General features: G+C 64.8%; 20 protein-coding genes and 1 pseudogene. 8 read left to right on the forward strand and 13 right to left on the reverse strand.

The window, feature by feature from the left end:
- Positions 1–16 precede the first annotated feature (16 nt).
- From VITFI_RS17035 to paaG, 12 genes and pseudogenes are all read right to left on the reverse strand, one after another.
- Positions 17–1,165 carry an ABC transporter substrate-binding protein gene (locus VITFI_RS17035; protein WP_089418350.1) on the reverse strand — a complete coding sequence of 383 codons (1,149 nt, stop codon included), beginning with the start codon at positions 1,163–1,165 and terminating at the stop codon, positions 17–19.
- A gap of 76 nt (positions 1,166–1,241) precedes the next feature.
- Positions 1,242–2,462, reverse strand: a complete 1,221-nt coding sequence (gene pcaF, locus VITFI_RS17040; protein WP_089418351.1) for a 3-oxoadipyl-CoA thiolase — start codon at positions 2,460–2,462, stop codon at positions 1,242–1,244.
- Between the two features lie 137 nt (positions 2,463–2,599).
- A pseudogene (locus VITFI_RS17045) lies at positions 2,600–3,214 on the reverse strand (TetR/AcrR family transcriptional regulator); the annotation flags it as partial.
- Positions 3,215–3,278: 64 nt separating this feature from the next.
- The gene (gene paaE, locus VITFI_RS17050; protein ID WP_089418353.1) at positions 3,279–4,364 is read right to left on the reverse strand and encodes a 1,2-phenylacetyl-CoA epoxidase subunit PaaE; all 1,086 of its coding nucleotides are present in this window, start codon (positions 4,362–4,364) and stop codon (positions 3,279–3,281) included.
- A gap of 29 nt (positions 4,365–4,393) precedes the next feature.
- Entirely contained in the window at positions 4,394–4,930 is a 537-nt protein-coding gene (gene paaD, locus VITFI_RS17055) for a 1,2-phenylacetyl-CoA epoxidase subunit PaaD (protein WP_089418354.1), read from the reverse strand.
- Between the two features lie 20 nt (positions 4,931–4,950).
- Positions 4,951–5,763 (reverse strand): 1,2-phenylacetyl-CoA epoxidase subunit PaaC, encoded by an 813-nt coding sequence (paaC, locus tag VITFI_RS17060; protein ID WP_089418355.1) that lies wholly within the window; start codon positions 5,761–5,763, stop codon positions 4,951–4,953.
- A gap of 13 nt (positions 5,764–5,776) precedes the next feature.
- Positions 5,777–6,085 (reverse strand): 1,2-phenylacetyl-CoA epoxidase subunit PaaB, encoded by a 309-nt coding sequence (gene paaB, locus VITFI_RS17065; RefSeq protein WP_089418356.1) that lies wholly within the window; start codon positions 6,083–6,085, stop codon positions 5,777–5,779.
- Between the two features lie 40 nt (positions 6,086–6,125).
- Positions 6,126–7,142 (reverse strand): 1,2-phenylacetyl-CoA epoxidase subunit PaaA, encoded by a 1,017-nt coding sequence (gene paaA, locus VITFI_RS17070; RefSeq protein ID WP_089418357.1) that lies wholly within the window; start codon positions 7,140–7,142, stop codon positions 6,126–6,128.
- Between the two features lie 233 nt (positions 7,143–7,375).
- Positions 7,376–8,692, reverse strand: a complete 1,317-nt coding sequence (gene paaK, locus VITFI_RS17075) for a phenylacetate--CoA ligase PaaK (RefSeq protein ID WP_089418358.1) — start codon at positions 8,690–8,692, stop codon at positions 7,376–7,378.
- A gap of 14 nt (positions 8,693–8,706) precedes the next feature.
- On the reverse strand, positions 8,707–9,165 hold the full coding sequence (gene paaI / locus VITFI_RS17080; protein WP_089418359.1) for a hydroxyphenylacetyl-CoA thioesterase PaaI: 459 nt from the start codon (positions 9,163–9,165) through the stop codon (positions 8,707–8,709).
- Positions 9,158–10,828, reverse strand: a complete 1,671-nt coding sequence (locus VITFI_RS17085; RefSeq protein ID WP_089418360.1) for a 3-hydroxyacyl-CoA dehydrogenase NAD-binding domain-containing protein — start codon at positions 10,826–10,828, stop codon at positions 9,158–9,160. Before VITFI_RS17085 ends, paaI begins: the two co-directional genes overlap by 8 nt.
- Before the next feature lie 13 nt (positions 10,829–10,841).
- Positions 10,842–11,654, reverse strand: a complete 813-nt coding sequence (gene paaG / locus VITFI_RS17090; protein ID WP_089418446.1) for a 2-(1,2-epoxy-1,2-dihydrophenyl)acetyl-CoA isomerase PaaG — start codon at positions 11,652–11,654, stop codon at positions 10,842–10,844.
- A 198-nt stretch (positions 11,655–11,852) separates the two neighbouring features.
- Here paaG and paaN point away from each other — a divergent pair, with 198 nt between their 5' ends.
- The 3 genes from paaN (at position 11,853) to VITFI_RS17105 (ending at position 15,139) form a co-directional block, all read left to right on the forward strand.
- Positions 11,853–13,562 carry a phenylacetic acid degradation protein PaaN gene (gene paaN / locus VITFI_RS17095; RefSeq protein WP_089418361.1) on the forward strand — a complete coding sequence of 570 codons (1,710 nt, stop codon included), beginning with the start codon at positions 11,853–11,855 and terminating at the stop codon, positions 13,560–13,562.
- 4 nt (positions 13,563–13,566) lie between these two features.
- Entirely contained in the window at positions 13,567–14,169 is a 603-nt protein-coding gene (locus VITFI_RS17100) for a phenylacetic acid degradation protein PaaY (protein ID WP_089418362.1), read from the forward strand.
- Between the two features lie 166 nt (positions 14,170–14,335).
- Complete coding sequence (locus VITFI_RS17105; protein ID WP_089418363.1) at positions 14,336–15,139, forward strand: enoyl-CoA hydratase-related protein; 804 nt, start codon at positions 14,336–14,338, stop codon at positions 15,137–15,139.
- 33 nt (positions 15,140–15,172) lie between these two features.
- Here the strand turns inward: VITFI_RS17105 and VITFI_RS17110 are convergent, their stop codons facing one another.
- Entirely contained in the window at positions 15,173–15,892 is a 720-nt protein-coding gene (locus VITFI_RS17110) for a dienelactone hydrolase family protein (RefSeq protein ID WP_089418364.1), read from the reverse strand.
- Positions 15,893–15,973: 81 nt separating this feature from the next.
- Here VITFI_RS17110 and VITFI_RS17115 point away from each other — a divergent pair, with 81 nt between their 5' ends.
- The 5 genes from VITFI_RS17115 (at position 15,974) to VITFI_RS17135 (ending at position 22,752) form a co-directional block, all read left to right on the forward strand.
- Positions 15,974–16,885 carry a LysR family transcriptional regulator gene (locus VITFI_RS17115; protein WP_089418365.1) on the forward strand — a complete coding sequence of 304 codons (912 nt, stop codon included), beginning with the start codon at positions 15,974–15,976 and terminating at the stop codon, positions 16,883–16,885.
- Positions 16,886–17,021: 136 nt separating this feature from the next.
- Positions 17,022–17,249 carry a hypothetical protein gene (locus VITFI_RS18090; protein WP_157725766.1) on the forward strand — a complete coding sequence of 76 codons (228 nt, stop codon included), beginning with the start codon at positions 17,022–17,024 and terminating at the stop codon, positions 17,247–17,249.
- 377 nt (positions 17,250–17,626) lie between these two features.
- Complete coding sequence (locus tag VITFI_RS17125; protein ID WP_089418366.1) at positions 17,627–18,331, forward strand: substrate-binding periplasmic protein; 705 nt, start codon at positions 17,627–17,629, stop codon at positions 18,329–18,331.
- A gap of 15 nt (positions 18,332–18,346) precedes the next feature.
- Complete coding sequence (locus tag VITFI_RS17130) at positions 18,347–19,654, forward strand: PAS domain-containing protein (protein WP_089418367.1); 1,308 nt, start codon at positions 18,347–18,349, stop codon at positions 19,652–19,654.
- Entirely contained in the window at positions 19,651–22,752 is a 3,102-nt protein-coding gene (locus VITFI_RS17135; RefSeq protein WP_089418368.1) for a PocR ligand-binding domain-containing protein, read from the forward strand. The genes VITFI_RS17130 and VITFI_RS17135 overlap by 4 nt, the downstream gene beginning before the upstream one ends.
- Positions 22,753–22,764 lie beyond the last annotated feature (12 nt).

Here is a 22,764-nt window from a genome sequence, read left to right on the forward strand (position 1 = left end):
AAAAAGAGCGGGCGGGTTACGGTTGCAGCTTCCAGGTGCCGCCTTCGATTTTCACCATCACGGCAGCACGCTGATCCAGCCCCAAGTGGTCATTGGCGGAGGTGTTGAACACACCGTGGGCGCCGGGCAGTTCACGCAGGTTTTCCAACGCATCGCGCAACGCTGCACGGAACTCAGCCGTGCCCGGTTGGGCTTTCTTCAACGCCTGGGCAGCGGCGGTTTGCATCATCAAACCGGCATCCCACGCATGGGCACCGAAGGTCGAAACCGACCCCGCGCCGTACGCCGCCTCATAGGCCGTCACATACGCCAGGGCGCTTTTGCGCACGGGATGGCTGGCCGGCAGTTGTGCGGCCACCAACACCGGGCCCGCCGGCAGCAGTGTGCCTTCCACATCCTTACCGCCGACGCGCAAGAAATCGTTGTTGGCCACGCCATGCGTTTGGTAAATCTGCCCGGTGTAACCGCGCTCCTTGAGGGTGCGCTGCGGCAGCGCCGCCGGGGTGCCAGAGCCGGCCACCAGCACAGCGTCCGGTTTGGCGCTCAACAGCTTGAGGATTTGCCCGGTCACGGCGGTGTCAGCACGGTTGTAACGCTCGCTGGCCACCACTTCGATTTTCTTGAGCGCAGCGGCTTTGGTGAACTCTTGGAACCAGCCTTCACCGTAAGCGTCAGCGAACCCGATGAACGCCACCCGCTTGAAACCCTTGGCCGCCATGCTGTTGACAATCGCCAGGGACATCATGATGTCGTTCTGCGGCGTCTTGAACACCCAGCGCTTTTTGGCGTCTTGCGGCTCCACGATGCGCGCCGAAGCGGCCATCGAAATCATCGGTGTTTGCGCTTCCGCCACCGCATCGATCATGGCCAGCGAGTTGGGCGTGGTGGTCGAACCCAGGATCACGTCCACCTTGTATTCGCTGGTGAACTTGCGGGTGTTGGCCACGGCGGCGGTGGTGTCCGAGGCGTCATCCAGCACGATGTAATTCACCTTCTGCCCGCCGATGGTTTTGGGCATGAGGGCGATGGTGTTCTTCTCCGGAATGCCCAGCGACGCAGCCGGGCCGGAGGATGAAACCGTCACGCCGACGGTGATGTCGGCCCAAGCGGCGGCGCTGGCGGCCAGTGCGCAAGCCAGTGCGAGGGTGCGGGCAATGAATTTCATCGTGTTGTCTCCGAGTCTTCGTTGGTGAAATGCCACCCAACCGGGCGAGGGAAGGCCGGGCGGTGTTGGGAAAACTTCAAACGCGCTCGATGGCCAGCGCGATGCCTTGGCCCACGCCAATGCACATCGTGGCCACAGCGCGGCGCCCGCCGGTGCGCTCCAGTTGGCGCAAGGCGGTGAGTGCCAGCCGGGCGCCCGAGGCTCCGAGCGGATGGCCGATGGCAATCGCGCCGCCATTGGGGTTGACCTGGGGCGCGTCGTCCGGCAGCCCGAGCTGGCGCAGCACGGCCAGGCCTTGGGCGGCGAAGGCTTCGTTCAGCTCCAGCACATCCACCTGATCCAGCGTCCAGCCGATGCGCGCCAGCAGCTTTTGCGTGGCCGGCGCCGGGCCGATGCCCATGATGCGCGGCGGCACGCCCGCCACCGCCATGCCCACCACCCGGCCACGCGGCGTGAGTTGATGGCGCTTCAAACCCGCATCCGAGGCCAGCAGCAGTGCCACGGCGCCATCGTTCACGCCGGAGGCGTTGCCGGCGGTCACGCTGCCGTCGGGGCGCACCACCCCTTTCAAACGCGCCAGTTGTTCGAGGGTGGTTTCAGGGCGCGGGTGCTCGTCGGTGCTCACCACCAGCGGCTCGCCCTTGCCACGCGGCACACTCACCGGGCAGATTTCGCCTTCGAAGAAGCCGGCGGCGCTTGCGGCCTGCCAGCGTTGCTGCGAGCGCAGCGCCAGCGCGTCTTGGTCGGCGCGGGCGATGCCGAATTCCTGCGCCACGTTTTCGGCGGTTTCCGGCATGGAGTCGATGCCGTGGGCGGCTTTCATCTTCGGGTTGACGAAACGCCAGCCGATGGTGGTGTCTTCAACCTTGGCGCTGCGCGAGAACGCGGTTTCGGCCTTACCCATCACAAACGGGGCGCGGCTCATGCTTTCCACGCCACCAGCCAGCATCAGATCCGCTTCACCGGCGCGGATGGCGCGTGCCGCTTGCCCCATCGCATCCAAGCCCGAACCGCACAGGCGGTTCAGCGTGCCACCGGGCACGTCCACCGGCAGCCCCGCCAGCAAGGCCACCATGCGCGCCACGTTGCGGTTGTCTTCGCCCGCTTGGTTGGCGCAGCCGTAAAGCACATCGTCCAGCGCCGCCCAATCGACTTGGGGCTGGCGGCGCATCAGCGCGGCAATCGGGATGGCGCCCAAGTCATCGGTGCGCACACCCGCCAGAGCGCCGCCGTAGCGGCCAAACGGGGTGCGCTGGCCGTCCACGATCCAGGCTTGAGAGGGGGTGAAAGTGGTCATGGGGATTGCGTGAAGGGGGGGTTGGGCGAAGGGGGGGCAGCCCCCTCTCCCCGGCCCTCTCCCACGAGGGGAGAGGGAGAAAATGCCTGGGAAGCTCCCCCGTGCAACAAAGCCCCTCTCCCCTCGTGGGAGAGGGGTTGGGGAGAGGGGGCCACCGACGCCTGAACCGCTGGCACGCCGCCAAAAAACAGATCGGCCACGATGGGCGCCATGCGTTCGTAGTCGAGCTGGCCGTCGGGGCGCAGCCAGGTGAACATCCAATTGATCATCACGAACAGCAACATGGTCAGCGGCTTGGTGAGGTGATCGACGCCCAACTCGGGGCGAAATTCGGCCAACGCGCTGGCAAAAGCGTGAACCAAGCGGCGCTCGCAATCGAGGATGCGCTGGCGATCCGCTTCTTCCAAAAACCGCACGTCTTCGGTGAGCACGCGGTGGGCGTGCTGCGCATCGGCGTACTCGGCCACGAAGCGGCGGATCAGCTCGCGCACCCGCGCTTCGGGTGGCAGGCCGGCTTGGGTCACGTCCAGCACCTGCGCTTCCAACCGGGCAACGTGGCCTTCGGCGATGTTCACCAGCAGCGTGTATTTGTCGCGGTAGTAGTGGTAGAGCGTCGGTTTGGACAGGCCGCAAGCCTCGGCCACCTGATTCATGGAGGTGCCGGGGTAGCCGTGCCGGGCAAACAGCTCCGCTGCGCGGGTGAGGATCATCTCGCGCTGGTCGTCGTAACCGGGGGAGCGTTTGCGGGCCATGGTGGGTGTCCTTTCTTGTGGATGCGGGCTAGATGCGGGAAAACCCGTCATCTTGCAACATCCTTCAGCGTTCGTCGAAGGACAAGATCAGGCGCTGCGTGAGCGCGTGCGCCTGGCAGGTCAGCACAAAACCTTCGGCCACCTCGTGCGCTTCGAGCGAGAAGTTGCGCTCCATGCGCACTTCCCCTTCCACCACCTTGGCGCGGCAGGTGCTGCACACGCCCGATTTGCACGAGAACGGCAGCTCCAGCCCGGCGCGGGTGGCGGCGTCCAGCACGCTGGCGTCTTGTTTGCCGACGCGAATTTCGCGCTGCAAACCATCGCGGATCAGGATCACGCGGGCATCGTCCGCATCCCCCGGTTGGGCAGCGTGCTGGCGGGCGGCTTGGGCGTCGGCCACGGTACCGGGCACGCCGAAGCGTTCCACATGGATGCGCTCCGGCACCACACCCGCCGCCTTGAGCGCCGCTTCGGCCTCGTCATTCAGCCCGAAGGGGCCGCAGACAAAGGCGTGGCTGATGCTTTGCGGGTCGATGAGCGGCCCCAGGAATTCGGCCAGCTTGGCTTGGGTGAGGCGGCCACTGTTCAGCGGCGAGTCCATGAACTCTTGCGAGAACACCGGATGCAGCACCACGCGGGTGAGGTAGCGGTTTTTCAGGTCTTCCAGCTCCTCCTTGAACATCGTGCTTTTTTGCGTGCGGTTGGCGTAAAGCAGCGTGAAGCGGCTGTTGGGCTCGACCTCCAACACGGTTTTCATGATCGAGAGGATGGGTGTGATGCCACTGCCCCCGGCCACGCCCAGGTAATGCCGGCGCTCGGTGGGCGCCAGCGGGGCGAAGAAGTGGCCTTGCGGCGGGAAAACTTGCACCACGTCGCCGGCTTTCAACTCGCGGTTCACCCAGGTGGAGAACACGCCGCCGGGCACCTGGCGCACGCCGACGCGCAACGCGCCATCGTTCACACCGGCGCAGATGGAGTAGGAGCGGCGCACGTCCTGCCCGCCCACCTCGGCGCGCAGGGTGAGGTACTGGCCTTGGGTGAAGCGGAAAGTGTCGGCCAACTCGGGCGGCACGTCGAAGCTCACCACAACCGCCTCATCGGTTTCCGGGGACACGTCGCGCACATGCAAGGGGTGGAAATGCAGGCTCATGGGGGAATTCCTGTTCTTTTCAAATCGGCTTAGATCGGCTTGAAATGCTCGAACGGTTCTTGGCAGGCCAAGCAGCGGTAAAGCGCCTTGCAAGCAGTGGAGCCAAAGGCCGAGAGGCGCTCGGTGCGCGGGCTGTCGCAGCGCGGGCAGGGCACGCTCTCGCGCAGACGCGGCAGCCAGCGCACGGGCACCGCGCCTTCCGGACGTTGCACCGGACCGGGCGGGGCGATGCCGTATTCGCGCAGCTTGCGTTTGCCGTCTTCGCTCATCCAGTCGGTCGTCCAGGCGGGGGCGCGTTGCAGCGTCACACGCACGGGGGCGAAGCCCGCCGATTCCAGCGCGTCGCGCACGCTTTGGGCGATGACTTCGGTGGCCGGGCAGCCGCTGTAGGTCGGCGTGAGCACCACTTCCAGCGCCTGCGCGCCGTGTTCGGGCTGGGCGCGCAGCTCGCGTACGATGCCCAAATCACACAGCGTCAGCGCCGGCACTTCCGGGTCGGGAACGGTGGCCAGCACGGCCCAGGCCGCCGAGATCCCCGAGGCGTTTTCGCAAGCGTGAGCGTGCATGGTTCTTCAGCCTTCGCGGGTTACCAAACGCCGCCGGGGTAGGCGCGTTGCAGGTGCTGCATCTGCGCCAGCAAGTGGCCCATGTGCTCGCTGTGGCGGCCTTGTTTGCCTTGCGGCACAAAGCGGCCCGGCGCCGGGGCGGCCAGCGTGGCGGCTTGCAGGATGCTGTGCATCTCAGCCTCCCACCCTTCGCGCAGCTCGCTCCAAGCGGGGCCGAGGCCCGACGCCGAAGCGGCTTCGTCCACCGCATCTGCCGCGAACATCTCGTTCACGTAGGGCCAGAGCATGTCCAGCGCAGCCACCATGCGGCGCTGGCTTTCCTCGGTGCCATCGCCCAGGCGCACCACCCAATCGGCAGCGTGCTCTTGGTGATAACGCGCTTCCTTCACCGCCTTGGCAGCGATGGCAGCCAGTTCGGCGTCCGACGAAGCGGTCAGGCGCGTCCACATCTGCTTCAACAGCGTGGCCACCATGCAGTTGCGCAGCACGGTGAAAGCGAAGTCCCCACGCGGCAGCTCCACCAGAGTGAGGTTGAAGTAATCGCGCTCGTCACGCAGGAAAGCGAGCTGGTCTTCGTCAAACGCCGCGCCGTTGGCACCCGAAACCCCGGCTTGCGCCGCGAGCTGGCCGGCGCGGGTCAGCACCCCACGCGCTTGGCCCACCAAGTCCAGCGCCATGTTGGTGAGCGCAATGTCTTCTTCGAGGATGGGCGCGTGGCCGCACCACTCGCCCAGGCGCTGGGCCAGGATCAGGCAGGTATCGCCCAGGCGCAGCAGGTAATTCACATCGGCGGGCACCGAGCCAGCGCCGCGCAGTTGGATGGAGGCTTGCATCAGACGTGCCCTCTCACATGTGGTTCACGGCGTCGGGCAGGGTGTAGAAGGTGGGGTGGCGGTACACCTTGTCTTCCATCGGGTCGAAGTACATGTCTTTGTCGCCCGGGTCGCTGGCCACGATCTGGTCGGCACGCACCACCCAGACGCTGGAACCTTCTTGGCGGCGGGTGTAGACATCCCGCGCCATCTGGATCGCCAGCTTGGCGTCCGGCGCGTGCAGGCTGCCACAGTGTTTGTGATCCAGGCCGGCTTTGCTGCGCACGAACACTTCCCACAGCGGCCATTCGTTGCGGTTCGGGGTCTGCTCTGCTGAACTCATGATGGATTCCTTGAAGACTGAATGCGAAGGGCTGGATCGCTCAGGCCGCCTGGGCCTGGGTTTGCTGCTTGCGCTGGTGCGCCAGGGCGGCTTCGCGCACCCAGGCGCCGTCCTCCCAAGCCTTGACGCGGGCGTTCAGGCGTTCGCGGTTGCAGGGGCCGTCACCGCCCACCACGCGCCAGAACTCGTCCCAATCGATGGCGCCGAAGTCGTAGTGGCCGCGCTCGGCGTTCCACTTCAGCTCCGGGTCGGGCAGGCTGATGCCCAGCACCTTGGCTTGCTCGACGGTGGCATCGACAAACTTTTGGCGCAAATCGTCATTGCTGATGCGCTTGATGCCCCAGCGCATGGACTGCGCGCTGTGGACGCTCTCGCCATCGGGCGGGCCGAACATCATCAAACAGGGCCACCACCAGCGGTTCACCGCGTCTTGCACCATCTCGCGCTGGGCGTCGGTGCCGTGTTGCATCATCACCAAGAGGCTGTCGTAGCCTTGGCGCTGGTGGAAACTTTCCTCGCGGCAGATGCGGATCATGGCCCGCGCATACGGCGCATACGAGCAGCGGCACAGCGGCACTTGGTTCATGATCGCAGCGCCATCCACCAGCCAGCCGATCACGCCGATGTCCGCCCAAGTCAGCGTCGGGTAGTTGAAGATCGAGCTGTACTTGGCTTTGCCCGAGTGCAGCGCGTCCAGCAACTGGTCGCGGCTTTGGCCCAGGGTTTCGGCAGCGGCGTAGAGGTAGAGGCCGTGGCCGCCCTCGTCTTGCACCTTGGCCAGCAGGATGGCTTTGCGCTTCAGCGTGGGCGCCCGGGTGATCCAGTTGCCCTCGGGCAACATGCCGACGATCTCGCTGTGCGCGTGCTGGCTGATCTGGCGCAGCAGCGTGCGGCGGTAGTGCTCGGGCATCCAGTCTTTGGCTTCGATGAAGCCGCCGTCGTCAATGCGGGCCTCAAAGCGCTGCTCCAGCATCATTTCCTGGGCCGAGCGCACCGGCTTGGCCGTGGGGGCGCTGGCGCCTTCCTTGGCCATCAAGTCCATGGCTTGGGTGTACATGGTGGTTGCTTTCGTGTGGGGCGCTTCCCCCTCTCCCCAACCCCTCTCCCACGAGGGGAGGGGGGCTTTGCAGCGCGGAGAGGTGAGCGCTAGGTTCAAGATGGGTTGCAGTGCCGCGTGTTGGCTTCGGTACTTGCTGAAGTGCAGCGCATGGCCGGTGGTTGAAACGCGGCGGGGCTTTTCTCCCTCTCCCCTCGTGGGAGAGGGCCGGGGAGAGGGGGCCGCCGCCCGCATCAACGTGGGCGCAGATCGCGCACCCGGCGTGCCTTGCCCACCAGCGTGCGTTCAATCGAGTCATGCGCCAGCACGGTCACGCGGGTGGACACGCCCACCAGCGTTTTGATGCGGTGTTCCAGCGACTTGCCAATGCGCTGGGCTTCAAGCTCGCTGGGCAGGCCGAATTGGGGCAGCATTTCGCACAGCACTTCCATCTGGTCGAGGTGCCCATCGCGGTGAACCTTGATTTGGTACTGGCCGCCAAGCTGCCCGTGTTGCAGCACGATTTCTTCGATCTGCGACGGAAACACATTCACCCCCCGGATGATCAGCATGTCATCCGAGCGCCCGACGATCTTGCCCATGCGGCGGAAGCTGCGCGACGTGGGCGGCAGCAGCCGCGTCAAATCGCGGGTGCGGTAACGGATGATGGGCAGCGCTTCCTTGGTCAACGAGGTGAACACCAGTTCGCCCTCGCTGCCGTCGGGCAGCACCTCGCCGGTTTCCGGGTCGATGATCTCGGGATAAAAATGGTCTTCCCAAATCACCGGGCCGTCTTTGGACTCGATGCACTCATTGGCCACGCCGGGGCCCATCACTTCGGAAAGGCCGTAGATGTCCACCGCGTCGATGTCCGCTTTGGTTTCGATCTCGCGGCGCATGGCTTCCGTCCACGGTTCGGCGCCAAAAATGCCGACTTTGAGCGACATCTCACGCGGGTCCATCCCCTGACGCTCGAACTCCTCGATGATCACCTGCATGTAGCTGGGCGTGACCATGATCAGATCCGGGCAGAAGTCTTGGATCAACTGCACCTGCTTTTCCGTCTGCCCGCCGGACATGGGGATGACGGTGCAGCCCGCCCGCTCTGCGCCGTAGTGCGCGCCCAGCCCGCCCGTGAACAGGCCGTAACCGTAAGCGACGTGGACGATGTCCCCCGGCCGGCCACCCGCAGCGCGAATGGAGCGTGCCACCAAATTCGCCCAGGTGTCGATGTCCTTCAGGGTGTAGCCCACCACCGTCGGTTTGCCCGTGGTGCCGGAAGACGCGTGGATGCGCGCCACCTTCTCACGCGGCACGGCGAACAGCTTGAACGGGTAGTTGTCGCGCAAATCCTTTTTCGTGGTGAACGGGAATTTGGCGAGATCGGCCAAGGTTTTCAGGTCACTGGGATGCACGCCTTGGGCGTCGAACGCTTGGCGGTAGTGCGGCACGTTCTCGTAGGCGTGAGCCAGCGTCCAGCGCAGGCGCTCCAGTTGCAACGCGACGATTTCGTCGCGGCTGGCGGTTTCAATCGGCTCCAGATCGCCGGGGGCAGGTTGCTTGACGGGCATGGCGTGTCTCCTTTTCAGCGCCCGGGGGCAGTGCCCGGCACGGCGGGTTTGTCTTTGAAGCGGTACGAACGCCCACGCATCAGGGCGATCAGCTCGCCGCGTTGGTTGCACACGGTGATGTCATACACCCCCGTGCGCCCGACGCTGTGTTGTTCTTCGGCGCGGGCGGTGAGCACATCGCCGGGGCGGCCTGGGGCCACAAAATCGATGGCCAGGCCCGAGGCCACGGTCAGCCAGTTGGCGCTGTTGCAGGCGTAGGCGAAGGCGGTGTCGGCCAGTGTGGTGATGTAGCCGCCGTGGCAGATGTTGAAGCCGTTGAGCATTTCGTCGCGCACCGGCATGTCGATCACCGCACGGCCAGGCGCGATGGCGGTGATCACCATGCCGAGGTGCTGGGCGGCGCGATCGTTGGCGAACATGCCGTCGCGCACGCCTTCGGCGATCTGCTGCGGGCTGCGGGCGTCGTCAGTCATGAAACAAGCCTCCGGTGTGTTGCAGGTGCGAGAGCGCCGGGGAGCGCCGGTAGCGCACCTCGCCGTAGTGCTGTTGCAGGTGGGTCAGCACGGTGGCCACGCGGGCAGGGCCGATGGCATCGGCCCAGGCCAGCGGGCCTTGCGGGTAGGCGGTGCCCAGACGCATGGCGGTGTCGATGTCGGTCGGCGCGGTGCCCGTCCAGGTGAGCACGTCGGCGGCTTCGTTCGCCAAGCAGGCCACGGTACGCAGCACCACCAGGCCGGCCACGTCGGCCAGGGGCAGCAGTTGCACGCCGGCGGGGGCGAGGGCGGCGGCGAGTTGGGCGAGGGGGCTCCCCCTCTCCCCAACCCCTCTCCCACAAGGGGAGAGGGGCTTAGTGCCTGGCACAGGGTTTGCCAAAGTGGGAGCTCCCTCTCCCCTCGTGGGAGAGGGGTTGGGGTGAGGGCCTCCCACCGCCACCGCCACCATCGGCGTCGTGCCGAAATCCAGCGCCAAATCCAGCAACAACACCGGGCGCCCCGCCCGCTGGGCAGAACGCTGCGCGGCGGTGCGGCCATCGCTCAAGGTGATCCAGGTGCCGCCCGGGGTGCCGGCATCCTCCTCACCCAAGGCCAGGGTTTCGGCGGGCAGGCTGTCGTCGGGCAGCAGCGTCACGCCGGCAGCGGCCAGGCGCTGCACCAGCGGCGTGAGCAGCCCCATGTCCGACGCACAGCGCAGCACCGGCACGCTGGGCGCAGGCGCCACGCAGGCCACGGCAGCGCCTTGCGGTTTGCCGCCTTCGTAGCGATAAAAACCGTGCCCCGTCTTGCGCCCAAAGCGCCCGCTGCGCACCAACTCTTGCTGGATGAGATGCGGGGCATAACGCGGATCGAACGCCGTGGCTTCAAACACCGAGGTCGTCACCGAGAGGTTGACTTCGACGCCGATCAAATCCATCAGCTCGAACGGCCCCATCACAAAACCACCGGCTTGGCGCAACAGGGTGTCGATGCTCGCCACATCGGCCACCCGTTCGGCCAGCAAGCGCAGCCCTTCAGCGTAATAGGGTCGCGCCACGCGGTTGACGATGAACCCCGGCGCATTCGGCGCCAACACTGGCACCTTGCCCCAGGCACGGGTGAGCGCCTGCATGGGCGCCACCAGTGCCGGATCGGTGGCCACTCCGCTGATGATTTCCACCAACTTCATGCGCGTGGCTGGGTTGAAAAAGTGCCAGCCGATGAAGCGCTGCGGCTGCGCCAGCTTTTGCGCCACCGCCGTCACCGAGATGGACGAGGTGTTGGTGGCCAGCACCGCCTGCGGCCCGAGCACCTTTTCCAGCTCGGCAAACAGCGCTTGTTTGGGCTCCAGCTTTTCGACGATGGCTTCCACCGCCAGGCCGCAGCCCGCCAAATCAGTGAGCTGCTCGGCCACGCTCAGGCGGGCCAAGGTGGCGTCGCGTTCGGTGGCGGTGAGCTTGCCGCGTTGCACGGCGCCGGCCAGATCGTCCGCGATGCGGGCCAGGGCGCGGGCGGCAGCGCCGGCTTGCAGGTCAAACAGGCGCACCGCGTGCCCCGCTTGGGCGGCCACTTGGGCAATGCCCGCCCCCATGCTGCCCGCACCGATCACGGCCACGGGCGTGGTGGCGTCCAGGGAAACGTTCGAAGCGTTCAGCGAAACCATCGTCGCACCCACCTCAACGGTCCGTGAACTGCGGGGCACGCTTGGCCAGGAAAGCCGCCACGCCTTCGAGGTAATCGTGTGCAGCGCCCAGTTCACCTTGCAGACGGGCTTCGGCGTCCAGCGCTTCGTCCAGGCTCAGGCTTTGGGCGGCGTCCATCGCCAAGCGGGTTTGCACCAGGGCGCGGGTGGGCATCGCAGCCAGGCGTTCGGCCAAGGCGTGGGTTTCGTCGGCCAAGGCGGCATCGTCCACGCAGCGCCAGATCAGCCCGAGGCGTTCGGCTTCGGCGGCGGGCAGTTTGTCGCCCAACAACGCCAGGCCCAGGGCGCGGGCCCGCCCAGCCAAGCGCGGCAGCAACCAGGTGCCGCCCGAGTCGGGAATCAGGCCGATCTTGGCAAACGCTTGGATGAAACTGGCTGAGCGCCCAGCCAGCACCAGATCACACGCCAGTGCGATGTTGGCGCCCGCGCCAGCGGCCACGCCGTTCACCGCCGCCACCACCGGCACCGGCATCGTGCGCAGGCGGCGCAGCAGCGGGCCATAGTGTTGTTCGATCATCGCGCCCAAATCCTTGGGCGGGGCACCGGGGGTGAGATCCGGCGCCACCGCTGGATCGGCCAAATCTTGCCCGGCGCAAAACCCCCGACCCGCGCCGGTCAACACCACGCAGCGCACCAGCGGATCGGCGGCAGCGGCGTCCAGTTCAGCCAGCAAGGCGCGATGCATCTCGGTGGTGAAGCTGTTGAGCGCTGCCGGGCGGTTCAGCGTCAGGGTGCGCATGGCACCGCGTTGGGAGCTCAGCACCAGGGAGTCAGGCGATTCGGACATCAGCACCTCGTTGCGCTTGCGTCGTTGAGAAACGGTGGGCGGTTTGTTGCGGGTCAATCACATTGACCGACCGGTCGGTAGAGATTGTGGTGTGCGCTGTTTTCCTGATGCAAGTCAAAGCGCGCCGGTGAAAACCCTAGGCTGACCTGCATCCCGAGCCGAACTGAAGACGCACTCAAGCCGCATTGAGGAGACCGAATGAGCCTGTTCGACACCCATCGCCCCCTGCTGGACGCCGCCCTGGCCGCCCTGAGCGACCGAGGCCACTGGACGCCCTTCCCCGAACTGCCTTCCCCCAAGGTCTACGGCGAACACGCCCAGGCCGAGGGGCAAGCGCAGGTCGAAGCCCTATTGGGGCAGGATTTCCCACTCACCCAGCCCGGTGAGTTGGGCCGCATCGCGCCGGAGCGCTCCCCCTGGGGTGTGCCGCTGGGCACGCGCTACCCGGAGTGCGAACCGCAAGCCCTGCTGACCGCCGCGCAAGCCGCCGAACCGGCTTGGCAGGCGATCGGCCCGCGCGGCCGGGTGGGCGTGCTGTTGGAAGCGCTGCTGCGCATTCACCGCCAAAGCCACGCTTTTGCCCATGCGGTGATGCTCACCACCGGGCAGGGGCCGATGATGGCGTTTCAAGCCGCCGGGCCGCATTCGCAAGATCGAGCGCTGGAGGCCGTGGCGGTGGCTTGGCAAGCCATGTCCACCGTGCCCGAGGCGGCGCGCTGGCACAAGCCGCAAGGCAAGAACCCGCCGCTGGTGATGGAGAAACGCTTCGAGATCGTCGGGCGGGGCGTGGCACTGGTGATCGGCTGCGCGACGTTCCCCACCTGGAACACCTTCCCCGGCCTGTTCGCGGCGCTGGCCACGGGCAACCCGGTGATCGTCAAACCGCATCCGCAAGCCATCTTGCCCGCCGCGCTGGCGGTGCGCGTGCTGCGTGAGGTGCTGGCCGAACAAGGCCTGCCGCCCGAGGTGGTGCAACTGGCCGCCACCGAGCGCCCCGAGTTCACCCAAGCGCTGGCCACGGATGCGGCGGTCGCGTCCATCGACTTCACCGGGGGCCGCGCCTTCGGCCAATGGCTGGCCGCCAACGCCCGGCAAGCGCGGCTCTACGCGGAACTCTCCGGCGTGAACACGGTGATCCTCGAATCCACCGACGCCTACCGCGCCATGCTGGACAACCTGGCCTTCTCGCTGTGCCTCTACAGCGGCCAAATGTGTACCACGCCGCAAAACCTGTTCGTCCCGGTGAGCGGCATCGCCACCGACGAAGGCCACAAGCGTTTTGCCGAGCTGGGCGCCGATCTGGCCGCCGCCGTGCGCAAGATCACCCAACACCCCAAAGTCGGCCCGGTGGTGCTGGGGGCGTTGTGCGCCGAAGCGACGCTGGCGCGTCTCGACCAAGCCCGCGCTTGGGCCGAAGAAGGCCGCGCCCGCCTGCTGTTGGACACGGAACCCCTGCCGCACCCCGACTTCCCCCAAGCCCGCACCCGCACGCCCTTGCTGTTGGCGTTGGAAGCGCCGGACGAAACGCTGCTGCGCCAAGAATGCTTCGGCCCGATCAGCTTCCTCGTTGCGGTGCCGGATGCCGAGCACGCCGCCGCGCTGGCCGAGCGCCTGATTCGCAGCGAGGGTGCCCTCACGCTGGCGGGTTACACCACTGATCCAGCTTTCGAAGAGCGGTTGGTGCGCCTGAGCCTGCGCGCCCGCGTGGCGCTTTCGCTCAATCTGACGCACAGCGTGTACGTCAACCAAGCCGCCGCGTTTTCGGACTTCCACGGCAGCGGCGGCAACCCCGCTGCCAACGCCAGTTATGCCGGGCTGGCCTTCGTCGCCGACCGGTTTGTGGTGGTGCAGCGCCGCTGGCATGTTCAGCCCGAAATGTCCGCCACTCAACCTGCCGCCGGAGCTTGACGCCATGCCGTGTTATTCGATCGAAGGCGTGATCCCGGTGGTGGATCCGACCGCCTACGTTCACCCGACGGCGGTGCTGATTGGCGACGTCATCGTCGGCCCCGGTTGTTACATCGGCCCGACGGCGTGTTTGCGCGGGGACTTTGGCCGCATCGTGCTGGAAGCTGGCGCCAATGTGCAGGATGGCTGCGTGCTGCACGGTTTCCCCGAGCAGGACACGCGGGTGGAGGAAAACGGCCACATCGGCCACGGCGCCATCTTGCACAGTTGCATCGTGCGGCGCGACGCGCTGGTCGGCATGAACGCGGTGGTGATGGACGAGGCCGAGGTGGGTGCCCAAGCCATCGTCGCCGCCTGCGCGTTCGTGCCGGCGGGGATGAAAATTCCGCCGCGCAGCTTGGTGGCCGGGGTGCCCGCCAAGGTGCGGCGCGAGTTGAGCGAGCAGGAAGTGGCCTGGAAGCTGGACGGCACCCGCACCTACCAAGATTTGACGCGGCGCAGCTTGGCCAGTTTGGTGGAAGTGGCGCCGCTGACGGCGGTGGAAACCGACCGGCCCAAAGTACAAGCGCCGCACGTTGAACCGTTGGTGGCACTCAAACGCCAATAAGCGTTCACCGCTGGCCTACACACCTCCCCTCTCCCCTTGCGGGAGAGGGGCCGGGGGAGAGGGGTTCGCCCCAAGAAAACAAGCGGTTTGTGATGGAAGCGTTTCCCCCTCTCCCCAACCCCTCCCCCGCCAAGGGGGAGGGGCTTTTCTTGTTGGAGGTTTTCTTGTGACTTCAACTGACAACCTGTTGATCGAGCGCCAGCCGCGTGGGGTGGTGCGCCTGACCTTGCACCGCCCCGAGGTGCTGAACGCTTTTGACGAAGCGTTGATCGCCCGGCTGGAAGCAGTGTTTGCCGAGCTGGGCGCCGATTCGACCGTGCGTGTCATCGTGCTGGCGGCCACGGGCAAGGCGTTTTGCGCCGGGGCCGACATCGGCTGGATGCGCCGCGCCGCCGCCAATTCCCAGGACGCCAACCTAGAGGACGCACGCCGCTTCGCTCGCATGATGGACACGGTGGCCCGCTGCCCCAAACCCGTGGTGGCGCGGGTGCAGGGCAGCGCGTTTGGCGGCGGCGTCGGGCTGGCGTGCGCGGCGGACATCGTTATCGCCACGCGCAACGCCCGTTTCACGGTGAGCGAGGCGCGCTTTGGCATCCTGCCCGCCGTCATCGGGCCGTACCTCATCAACACCGTGGGGCTGCGCCAGGCGCGGCGGCTGGCGTTGACCACGGCGCTCATCGGCGCGGAAGAAGCGCAGAACATCGGCCTCGTCACCCAACTGTGTGAGGACGAAGCGGCATTGGATGCGGCGGTGGCACAGTGCGTCGAATCCCTGCTGGCCAATGGGCCGCAGGCGCAAGCCGAAATCAAAGCCTTGTTCGCCCAGCTCGGCTGCGGGCCGGTGACGGCGGAAGTGCGCGAACTCACCGCACAAACCATCAGCCGCGTGCGAGCCACCGAGGAGGCACGCGAGGGTTTCGCGGCGTTTGTGGAGAAACGCCCGGCGCCGTGGGTGCAGGCCGCTGGCTGACCGTGGTCGACCGCCAGCGCCCTGCCCTTCAACTCAAAACAGCGCCGCCAGAAACTCCAAACTGCGCCCATGCGCCAGCGCTGCACTGGCCGGGTGGTAGGACGCACGGGCCCAGCAATTGAACCCGTGTTGGGCGCCTGGGTAGTGATGGAACGTCGCTTGGGCGGCGGCGGGCGCTTGGGCCATGGCCGCCTTCACCGACGCCACGGCTTCGGGCGGGATGCTGGCATCCACCTCGGCGTGGTGAAACTGCGTCGGGATGTAGATGCGTTTGGCCAACTCCAACTGCGTGGCGATGCCACCGCCGTAGTAACACACCGCACGCTCCAATCCATTGCACAGGGCCGCAGCGGCAAACGCCAAGCGCCCGCCCATGCAATAGCCAATCGCGCCCACGCGCCCCGTGCAAGCCGAATGGGCCTTGAGGGCCGCGATGCTGGCCGACATGTCCGCCACGGCCTGCTCACGACTGAGGCCGCGCATCAACGTCAGCGCCCGGTCACGGTCTTCGCCGACGTAACTCAATTCGACACGCGGCGCTTGGCGCCAAAACGCATCCGGTGCCAGCACGGTGAAACCGGCCAAGGCGTACTGCTCGGCCACGCCACGAATGTGCGCGTTCACGCCAAAAATTTCCTGCAACAGCAGCAGACCGGGGCCACGCCCGGCTGGCGGACGCGCAAGGTAGGCCGCCATCGGGCCATCGGGGGTGGTGACGCTCAGCCACTCGGTGGTGACGGGGGAGGTGTTCATGTGCAAATCCGCTGATTTTTGGGGAAGTGTGGATTTTTGTTGATTCTGCTGAAACGATAACCTCGGGTTATCATAAAAACCATGAAACTCACCACACTTCAGGCTTTGGTGGCGGCAGTCGAAGAAGGCAGTTTGCGAGCAGCGGCGCGGCGTGTGGGGTTGTCGCAGCCGGCGCTGACGAAAATGGTGCGCGAGCTGGAGCAAGAACTGGCCGCCTCGCTGCTGGTGCGCTCCACCACGGGCGTGGTGCCCACGGCCCAAGGCAAAGTGCTGTACGAACGCGCTTGCGTGGCGATTCGGGAGTTGTCCGGCGCGGTGGAGGAAATCCACCAACTGGGTGGCCACATGGTGGGGGAGTTGCGCATCGGTGCGGTGCCGTTGGCGGTGATGTTGCTGATTCCCGAAACCCTGCGCACGTTCGGGCGCGAGTTTCGCCATGTGCATTTGCACATCCGGGAAGAGCTGTACATCGAACAGCTCATGAACCTGCGCCGCGCCGAGGTGGACGTGGCCATCGGCCCGATTCCAGACAACCTACCGCAAGGCGAGTTTCACACCGAGGCGCTGATGCCGGTGTCCATGGTGGTGGTGGTACGCAAGGGCAGCGCACTGGAGACAGCGCGTTCATTGGAAGCGCTGCGTAGCGCACGCTGGGTTTACACCGGTGTGGGCGGCATCACTGGCTACGCCCGCAAGTTGTTCGAACACCATGGCATGCAGCCCCCCGCCGTCGGCGCGACGGTGAACTCCACGCTCGGGCTGCTGTCCCTCATTGGCAGCGGGGATTTTGTTGGGCTGATGCCAGCGCCGTTGATGCGTCATCCGGTGGCGGCGGCGTTTTTGTCCATGCCGCCGTTGCAGGAAGAACCGCTGGCGTTAACCGTTCATGCCATCACCAAGGCAGATACCGCATTGAAACCGGCTGTGCGACACTTTTTGGCGCATTTGCACCGGGCGGCACACCATATTCAGCAAGGGTTGCCATCCGCATGATAAAACCATGACGAAAGCCCAATCCCATGTATCTTTAATACAACATGAATTAAAAAACCCTGGACACGCAATGCCCCATCTGGCATAAAGAATAATAGGATTCCACAACCCCTCAACCGATGTTAACAGGTGAAAAATGAGTTTCAACCGATTCTCGGTGCCCGATTTGATTCAAATTGCTGCTGCGGGTGGAGGGCTCACACTGAATGCAAAAACCATTTCTTTGAATGACTTGGTGCGGATTGCTGCGGCTGCCAGCACTCTTCGGGCCACCCTGAAACTCACGTCCGCTGGAGAACGTTCAGTTTCTGATCTGGTGAAAATCGCCGCTGCTGGCAAAGGGTGTGTTGTTTTTGAATACTGAAATAACACTCACTGCTGATGAGGCTTTGGTGTTGTTTGAGTTTTTGCAACGATTCAGTGAAACCGGGAAACTTGAAATCGAGGATCAAGCAGAAGAACGCGCCTTGTGGAATCTGTGCTGTCTTCTGGAGAGTCAAGTTTTCGATGTGCTGCCCGCTGATTATTTGACAGCCCTACAGCAAGCCCGGGATCGTTTACGCGACCCCTCCTAGAAGCCACAAAGCCCTGCGTGGGCTGGCGATGTTGAGGCTGTGCGGTGGCCTGGCGTTGGGTGTGCAGGCCCAAGAGCCCCCTAACGAAGGGGCGAATTTAGCAGCGCACCCCCAGGAGAGACGGACTTAGAATTTTTCTCCGTCCATCCTCCGTTCGAATGAACTTATGCCCTCTGCACGCCTGGACAAACGAACCTTTCTGTTGGCGTCTTTTTGGGGCGTCTCGCTGAGCGTGTGTGCCCGACATGTGCTGACCATCAGCACCAACAACACCCCCTCCGATCGCAAAGCATTGGAGCAACTGGCCGCTGAGGCTTTCCGCCGTGTCGGTTTTGGGATCCAGGTCGTCAACAACCCCTCGGAACGATCGCTGGTGCTGGCCAACCAAGGGGAGGTGGATGGCGAGGGGCTGCGGGTGGCCGGCCTGGCCACGCAGTACCCCCATCTGATCCAGGTGCCAGAGCGATTCATTGGCATCAGCTTTGTGGCCTTCGTCCGTCAGCCGGGGCTGCAACTGGATGGCTGGGCCAGCCTCCAGCCTCACCGCATCGGTTTCATCACCGGCTGGAAGATGTTCGAAGCCCACGCCACCGGGGCGCGCATTGTCAACCGGGTCGATACCCCTGAGCAGTTGTTCAGAATGTTGGCGCAGGATCGCATCGATGTGGCGCTGTACACCTTGGCCGACGGGCTGGCCCTGGTGCAGCGTTTGGGCTTGAGCGGCATTCAGGCCGTCACCCCCAGTCTGCGCGATGTGGACATGTTCCTCTACCTGCACCAGCGCCACAGCGCCTTGGTGCCGCAAGTCGCACAAGCCCTGCGCGACATGAAAGCCGATGGTTCCCATGCCCGCCTCCTGCACGGCATCTGAGGGCAGGTGCGCCACATGAACGCGCTCACCCGTGCCTTGGCTTGGCTGAACCTTCGGCTGGGCTTGGAGAGCTGGGTCACGCGGCAACTGCTTCAGCGGGCCTTGCTGATTGGGGGGATGGCCTCCATCGTGGTCTCGGCTTACCAGAGCTTTGACACCTACCGGCAGCAGCAAACCGAGCTGCGCGAGCATTTGGATGCCATCGCCAACTATGTCACCCCGGCTCTCGTGGAAAGCCTGTGGGCGTTCAACGATGCACAAACCCACACCCAACTGGCGGGCCTGATCCACGAGAAAAGTGTGTCCGCCGTTGTGCTCAAGCAACCCGATTTGCCCGACCAACGCCATGGCCGCCCCCGGCTGTCACCGCACACGCTGGAGCGCGTGGTGCCGCTGTCCCACACGGAAAATGGCAAAACCCATCCGTTGGGCACGCTGCACTTGCTCCACGATTTGGAAGAAGATTACCGCCAACTGCTGGATCACATGGTGCTCAGTTCGCTGGGCAACGCAGTGGTGATCTTGCTGGTGATTTTGATTTCTTTGATCACCTATCACACGTTTGTGCAGCAACGCTTGGCGGCCATCGTGGCTGAGTTGAGCCACACCGGGCCGCAAGACCTGATCGCCACCAGCCAGGACACCACCCCACGCAAGCCGGCACGCGATGAAATCGACGAGCTGACCCACGCCATCGTGCAACTCAAGGCCAAGGGCGGCGCGGCGCTGGCTCTGTTGGAACAAAAAAACCAAACACTGCAAGAAACGCTCGATGAGTTGACCCAAGCCAAACGCCTGCTGAGAACCGTCATCGACACGGCTCCTGTGCGCATTTTTTGGAAAGACCGGCACTCGCGCTACTTGGGCTGCAACCGGCTGTTTGCGCAAGATGCGGGCACGTCCTCACCCCAATCGCTGGTGGGGCAAACCGATGACGACATGACCTGGGTCGCCCAGGCCGATCTGTACCGGGCCGATGATCGTGCGGTGATGGAAACATTGAAACCGAACATCGGCTACGAGGAACCCCAAACCCGCCCCGACGGGGGAACCGCGTGGCTGCGCACCTCCAAAGTGCCCATGCTGGACGATGCGGGTCAAGCGGTCGGTGTCGTGGGTGTTTATGACGACATCACCCGGCACAAAGAAGCCGAACGACAACTGGCCGAGCAACTCGACGAGCTGCTGCGTTGGCAAGATTTGATGTTGGATCGTGAGGATCGAATCCTCGAACTCAAGGGGGAGGTCAATGTGCTGCTGGCGCGCCTGGGCGAACCTTCCCGCTATGACCACACCCTGCCCATCACCGCGCCGCCACCATGACCGACCACGGTTCCACCTCCGACACCGACGACCCCTTGGTGGCGGGTCACTACACGATCCATGATCTGGTCGATTTGGAACGCCTGCGCCGCTTGTTCGAACGCTTCAGCCAAGCCACGGGGCTGACGATTGGTTTTCTCGACCATCCGGAGATGAACCTGCTGATCGCCACGCGCTGGCGCCGCATTTGCCAAGACTTTCACCGCTGCTCACCGGCAGCCAGCGCGGGTTGCCAGCGCAGCGACCATGCGCTGCTGAACGCTTTGGCCTCTCCCGATCAACCGGTGATTCTGACCTGCGACAACGGTTTGGTGGACTGTGCTGTTCCCATCGTCATCGAAGGCCGCCATGTGGCCAGCTTGGCCACCGGGCAGATGCTGCTGTCGGCGCCGGATGAACGCATTTTCCGAGCGCAGGCCCAGCGGTTTGGTTTCGATGAGGCTGCTTACATGGAGGCCCTGGCCGAAGTCGAGGTCGTGGACGCACAGCGGCTCAAGGATGCCACCGCGTTTTTGGGCGACATGGCCCAAATGATTTCCGAAATGGGTTACGCCCGCCTCAAGCTGCGCCAAGAAGTGGCGGCACGGGAGGCTGCGGTGGCGGCATTGCAAGTGGCGGAGGAAAAGCACCGCTTCTTTGTCGAAAGCGCCAGCGACGCGGTGATGATCCACTCCCTGGCCGTCGGCGGTGAGCCAGGCCCGTTTCTTCAAGTGAACGAGCGTGCAACCCAGTTGCTGGGCTACTCGCATGCAGCGCTGTCTCGCATGGGGCCGATGGACATCGTGGCCCCCACCCATCGGGCGCACATCCCAGAGGTGCTGCATCAGCTCCAGCAAGGCGAGCGGGTGGTGTTCGAAACCCTGTTGATTCGTCAGGATGGGGATTCGGTTCCGGTGGAAATCAGCACGCGCTTGCTTCAGCTCCGGGGCGTTCCGTACATCATTTCTTTGGTGCGTGACGTGTCCGAGCGCCAAGCTGCCCACCAAGCTTTGCGCCAGGCGCAAGCGCAAACCGAGCATTTGCTGGTGCAGTCGGAGCGCCTGCGCCGAGGGGCGCTGTCCATGATGGAAGATCAGCGCCGGGCCAACCAGGAAATCCGGCGTTTGCTGGCGGAGGCCGCAGAGCGTGAATTTTTCTGGCGCCAGAGCCAGCAAATCGGGCAAATCGGCGGCTGGCGGGCCGACCCCGTGCATAACACCGTGATGTGGACCGAAGGGGTTTACGACATCGTCGAACTCCCCCCCGACTTTCATCCCACATGGAACACCGCACTCGAATGCTACGTTCCGGACGCCCGCCCGCTGGTGCTGCACACCCTGCATCAATCGCTGGCCACAACCGAACCGTTCAGCCTGCAAGTGCAGGTGCGTGGCGCCCGCAGTGGCCAAATCAAATGGGTGGAGTTGATCGGGCATCCTCACCATGCCCCCGAAGGGTCGGTCGATTACTTGATGGGCACCCTCCAAGACATCACCGCCCGCAAACACGCCGAGGCCGTGTTGCGTGAAAGCGAGGCCCGCTTTCGCACGGTGTTTGATCGCTCGCCCGTCTCCATCCTCATCCATGACAAGGACGACGGTGCGGTCGTGGACGCGAATTGCACGGCTTGGCAGTCTTACGGCCTGTCATCGTTGCAGGCGCTGAAAACCACGTTTTCTTGGATGGAGCCGCCTTATTCCACCCACGAAGCCTTGGCCTGGATTCACAAAGCCGTGCGGGAAGGCCCTCAGAGCTTCGAATGGAAAAACCGCAAGGTCAACGGTGAAGTGTTCTGGGAGCAGGTCAACTTACGGCCAATGCGGCTGGGGGGCGTGGAGCGGGTGCTGTCCATCGCGGTGGACATCACCCAGCGCAAACGGGCCGAGAACGAACTCACCGCCCACCGCCATCATCTGGAGGAGTTGGTGGCCCAGCGCACCGCCGAGCTGGCCGCCGCTAAAGAAGCTGCCGAGGCCGCCACCGTGGCCAAAAGTGCGTTCTTGGCCAACATGAGCCACGAAATACGCACGCCGCTGAACGGCATTTTGGGCATGGCCCATCTGATCCGGCGCGATGGCCTGACCGCTGCCCAAGCCCAGCGCATGGACACGCTGCAAACCGCCAGCGACCACTTGCTCAACATCATCAACGCCATCCTGGAGCTGTCCAAGATCGAGGCGGGCAAGTTTGCGCTGGAGGAAACACCGCTGCGCTTGGATGTGCTGGTGAGCGGCATCCACGCCATGCTGCACGACCGGCTGCAAGCCAAACACCTGTCCTGGCACACCGACATCGACTTGCGGCCCGATGCCTTGTGTGGCGATGCCACGCGGCTCCAACAAGCGTTGCTCAACTATGCGGGCAACGCCATCAAATTTACCCCTGCTGGGGGCATCAGCTTGCGCGTGCGGCAGGTGGAGGAGGACGCCACCCACGCGCTCATCCGCTTTGAGGTGGTGGACACCGGCATCGGCATCGCCCCGGATGCGCTTCCCCGCTTGTTCAGCGCTTTCGAGCAGGCCGACAACAGCATGACCCGCCAGTATGGCGGCACGGGCCTGGGTTTGGCGATCACGCGCAAACTCGCCGAACTCATGGGCGGACAGGCCGGCGCCCACAGCACGCCTGGGGTGGGCAGCACCTTCTGGTTCACGGCCCGCTTGAAGAAGGCCGATCGTCCCCTCGCCGTCAGCCCCCAGGAGGAAGGACTGTCGGCGGAGTTTCGCTTGCGCCGCGACCACGCGGGCACACGGGTGTTGCTGGCGGAGGACGAGCCCATTAACCGCGAAGTCACCGTGATCTTGCTCAGCGACGCGGGCCTGATCGTCGATGCGGCAGAGAATGGCCGCCAAGCTGTCGAGCAAGCCCGTCGCCACCCTTACGCGCTGATTCTTATGGACATGCAAATGCCCGAACTCGACGGACTCGGCGCCACCCGGGAGATTCGCCAATGTCCGGGTTACGCCCACACCCCGATTTTGGCCATCACCGCCAACGCCTTTGCCGAAGACAAAGCCCTGTGCCTGGCGGCGGGCATGAACGACTTTATTACCAAACCCCTTCACCCAGAAAAGCTCTACACACAGTTGCTGGCTTGGTTGTCTGTCCCTAACGTGTAGGATCGCCACGCG

Origin of the sequence: Vitreoscilla filiformis, from assembly GCF_002222655.1 — a bacterium.
In the GTDB taxonomy this organism is placed as follows: domain Bacteria; phylum Pseudomonadota; class Gammaproteobacteria; order Burkholderiales; family Burkholderiaceae_C; genus Ideonella; species Ideonella filiformis.

What these genes read in the sequence shown, in the direction of transcription:
- VITFI_RS18090 (WP_157725766.1), top strand. Translation starts at nt 17,022, where the DNA reads ATGAGTTTCAACCGATTCTCGGTGCCCGATTTGATTCAAATTGCTGCT.
- pcaF (WP_089418351.1), bottom strand. Translation starts at nt 2,462, where the DNA reads ATGACCACTTTCACCCCCTCTCAAGCCTGGATCGTGGACGGCCAGCGC.
- VITFI_RS17085 (WP_089418360.1), bottom strand. Translation starts at nt 10,828, where the DNA reads ATGGTTTCGCTGAACGCTTCGAACGTTTCCCTGGACGCCACCACGCCC.
- paaE (WP_089418353.1), bottom strand. Translation starts at nt 4,364, where the DNA reads ATGAGCCTGCATTTCCACCCCTTGCATGTGCGCGACGTGTCCCCGGAA.
- paaB (WP_089418356.1), bottom strand. Translation starts at nt 6,085, where the DNA reads ATGAGTTCAGCAGAGCAGACCCCGAACCGCAACGAATGGCCGCTGTGG.
- paaA (WP_089418357.1), bottom strand. Translation starts at nt 7,142, where the DNA reads ATGTACACCCAAGCCATGGACTTGATGGCCAAGGAAGGCGCCAGCGCC.
- paaC (WP_089418355.1), bottom strand. Translation starts at nt 5,763, where the DNA reads ATGCAAGCCTCCATCCAACTGCGCGGCGCTGGCTCGGTGCCCGCCGAT.
- VITFI_RS17130 (WP_089418367.1), top strand. Translation starts at nt 18,347, where the DNA reads ATGAACGCGCTCACCCGTGCCTTGGCTTGGCTGAACCTTCGGCTGGGC.
- VITFI_RS17125 (WP_089418366.1), top strand. Translation starts at nt 17,627, where the DNA reads ATGCCCTCTGCACGCCTGGACAAACGAACCTTTCTGTTGGCGTCTTTT.
- VITFI_RS17110 (WP_089418364.1), bottom strand. Translation starts at nt 15,892, where the DNA reads ATGAACACCTCCCCCGTCACCACCGAGTGGCTGAGCGTCACCACCCCC.
- paaN (WP_089418361.1), top strand. Translation starts at nt 11,853, where the DNA reads ATGAGCCTGTTCGACACCCATCGCCCCCTGCTGGACGCCGCCCTGGCC.
- VITFI_RS17100 (WP_089418362.1), top strand. Translation starts at nt 13,567, where the DNA reads ATGCCGTGTTATTCGATCGAAGGCGTGATCCCGGTGGTGGATCCGACC.
- VITFI_RS17115 (WP_089418365.1), top strand. Translation starts at nt 15,974, where the DNA reads ATGAAACTCACCACACTTCAGGCTTTGGTGGCGGCAGTCGAAGAAGGC.
- VITFI_RS17135 (WP_089418368.1), top strand. Translation starts at nt 19,651, where the DNA reads ATGACCGACCACGGTTCCACCTCCGACACCGACGACCCCTTGGTGGCG.
- paaG (WP_089418446.1), bottom strand. Translation starts at nt 11,654, where the DNA reads ATGTCCGAATCGCCTGACTCCCTGGTGCTGAGCTCCCAACGCGGTGCC.
- paaI (WP_089418359.1), bottom strand. Translation starts at nt 9,165, where the DNA reads ATGACTGACGACGCCCGCAGCCCGCAGCAGATCGCCGAAGGCGTGCGC.
- VITFI_RS17035 (WP_089418350.1), bottom strand. Translation starts at nt 1,165, where the DNA reads ATGAAATTCATTGCCCGCACCCTCGCACTGGCTTGCGCACTGGCCGCC.
- paaK (WP_089418358.1), bottom strand. Translation starts at nt 8,692, where the DNA reads ATGCCCGTCAAGCAACCTGCCCCCGGCGATCTGGAGCCGATTGAAACC.
- paaD (WP_089418354.1), bottom strand. Translation starts at nt 4,930, where the DNA reads ATGCACGCTCACGCTTGCGAAAACGCCTCGGGGATCTCGGCGGCCTGG.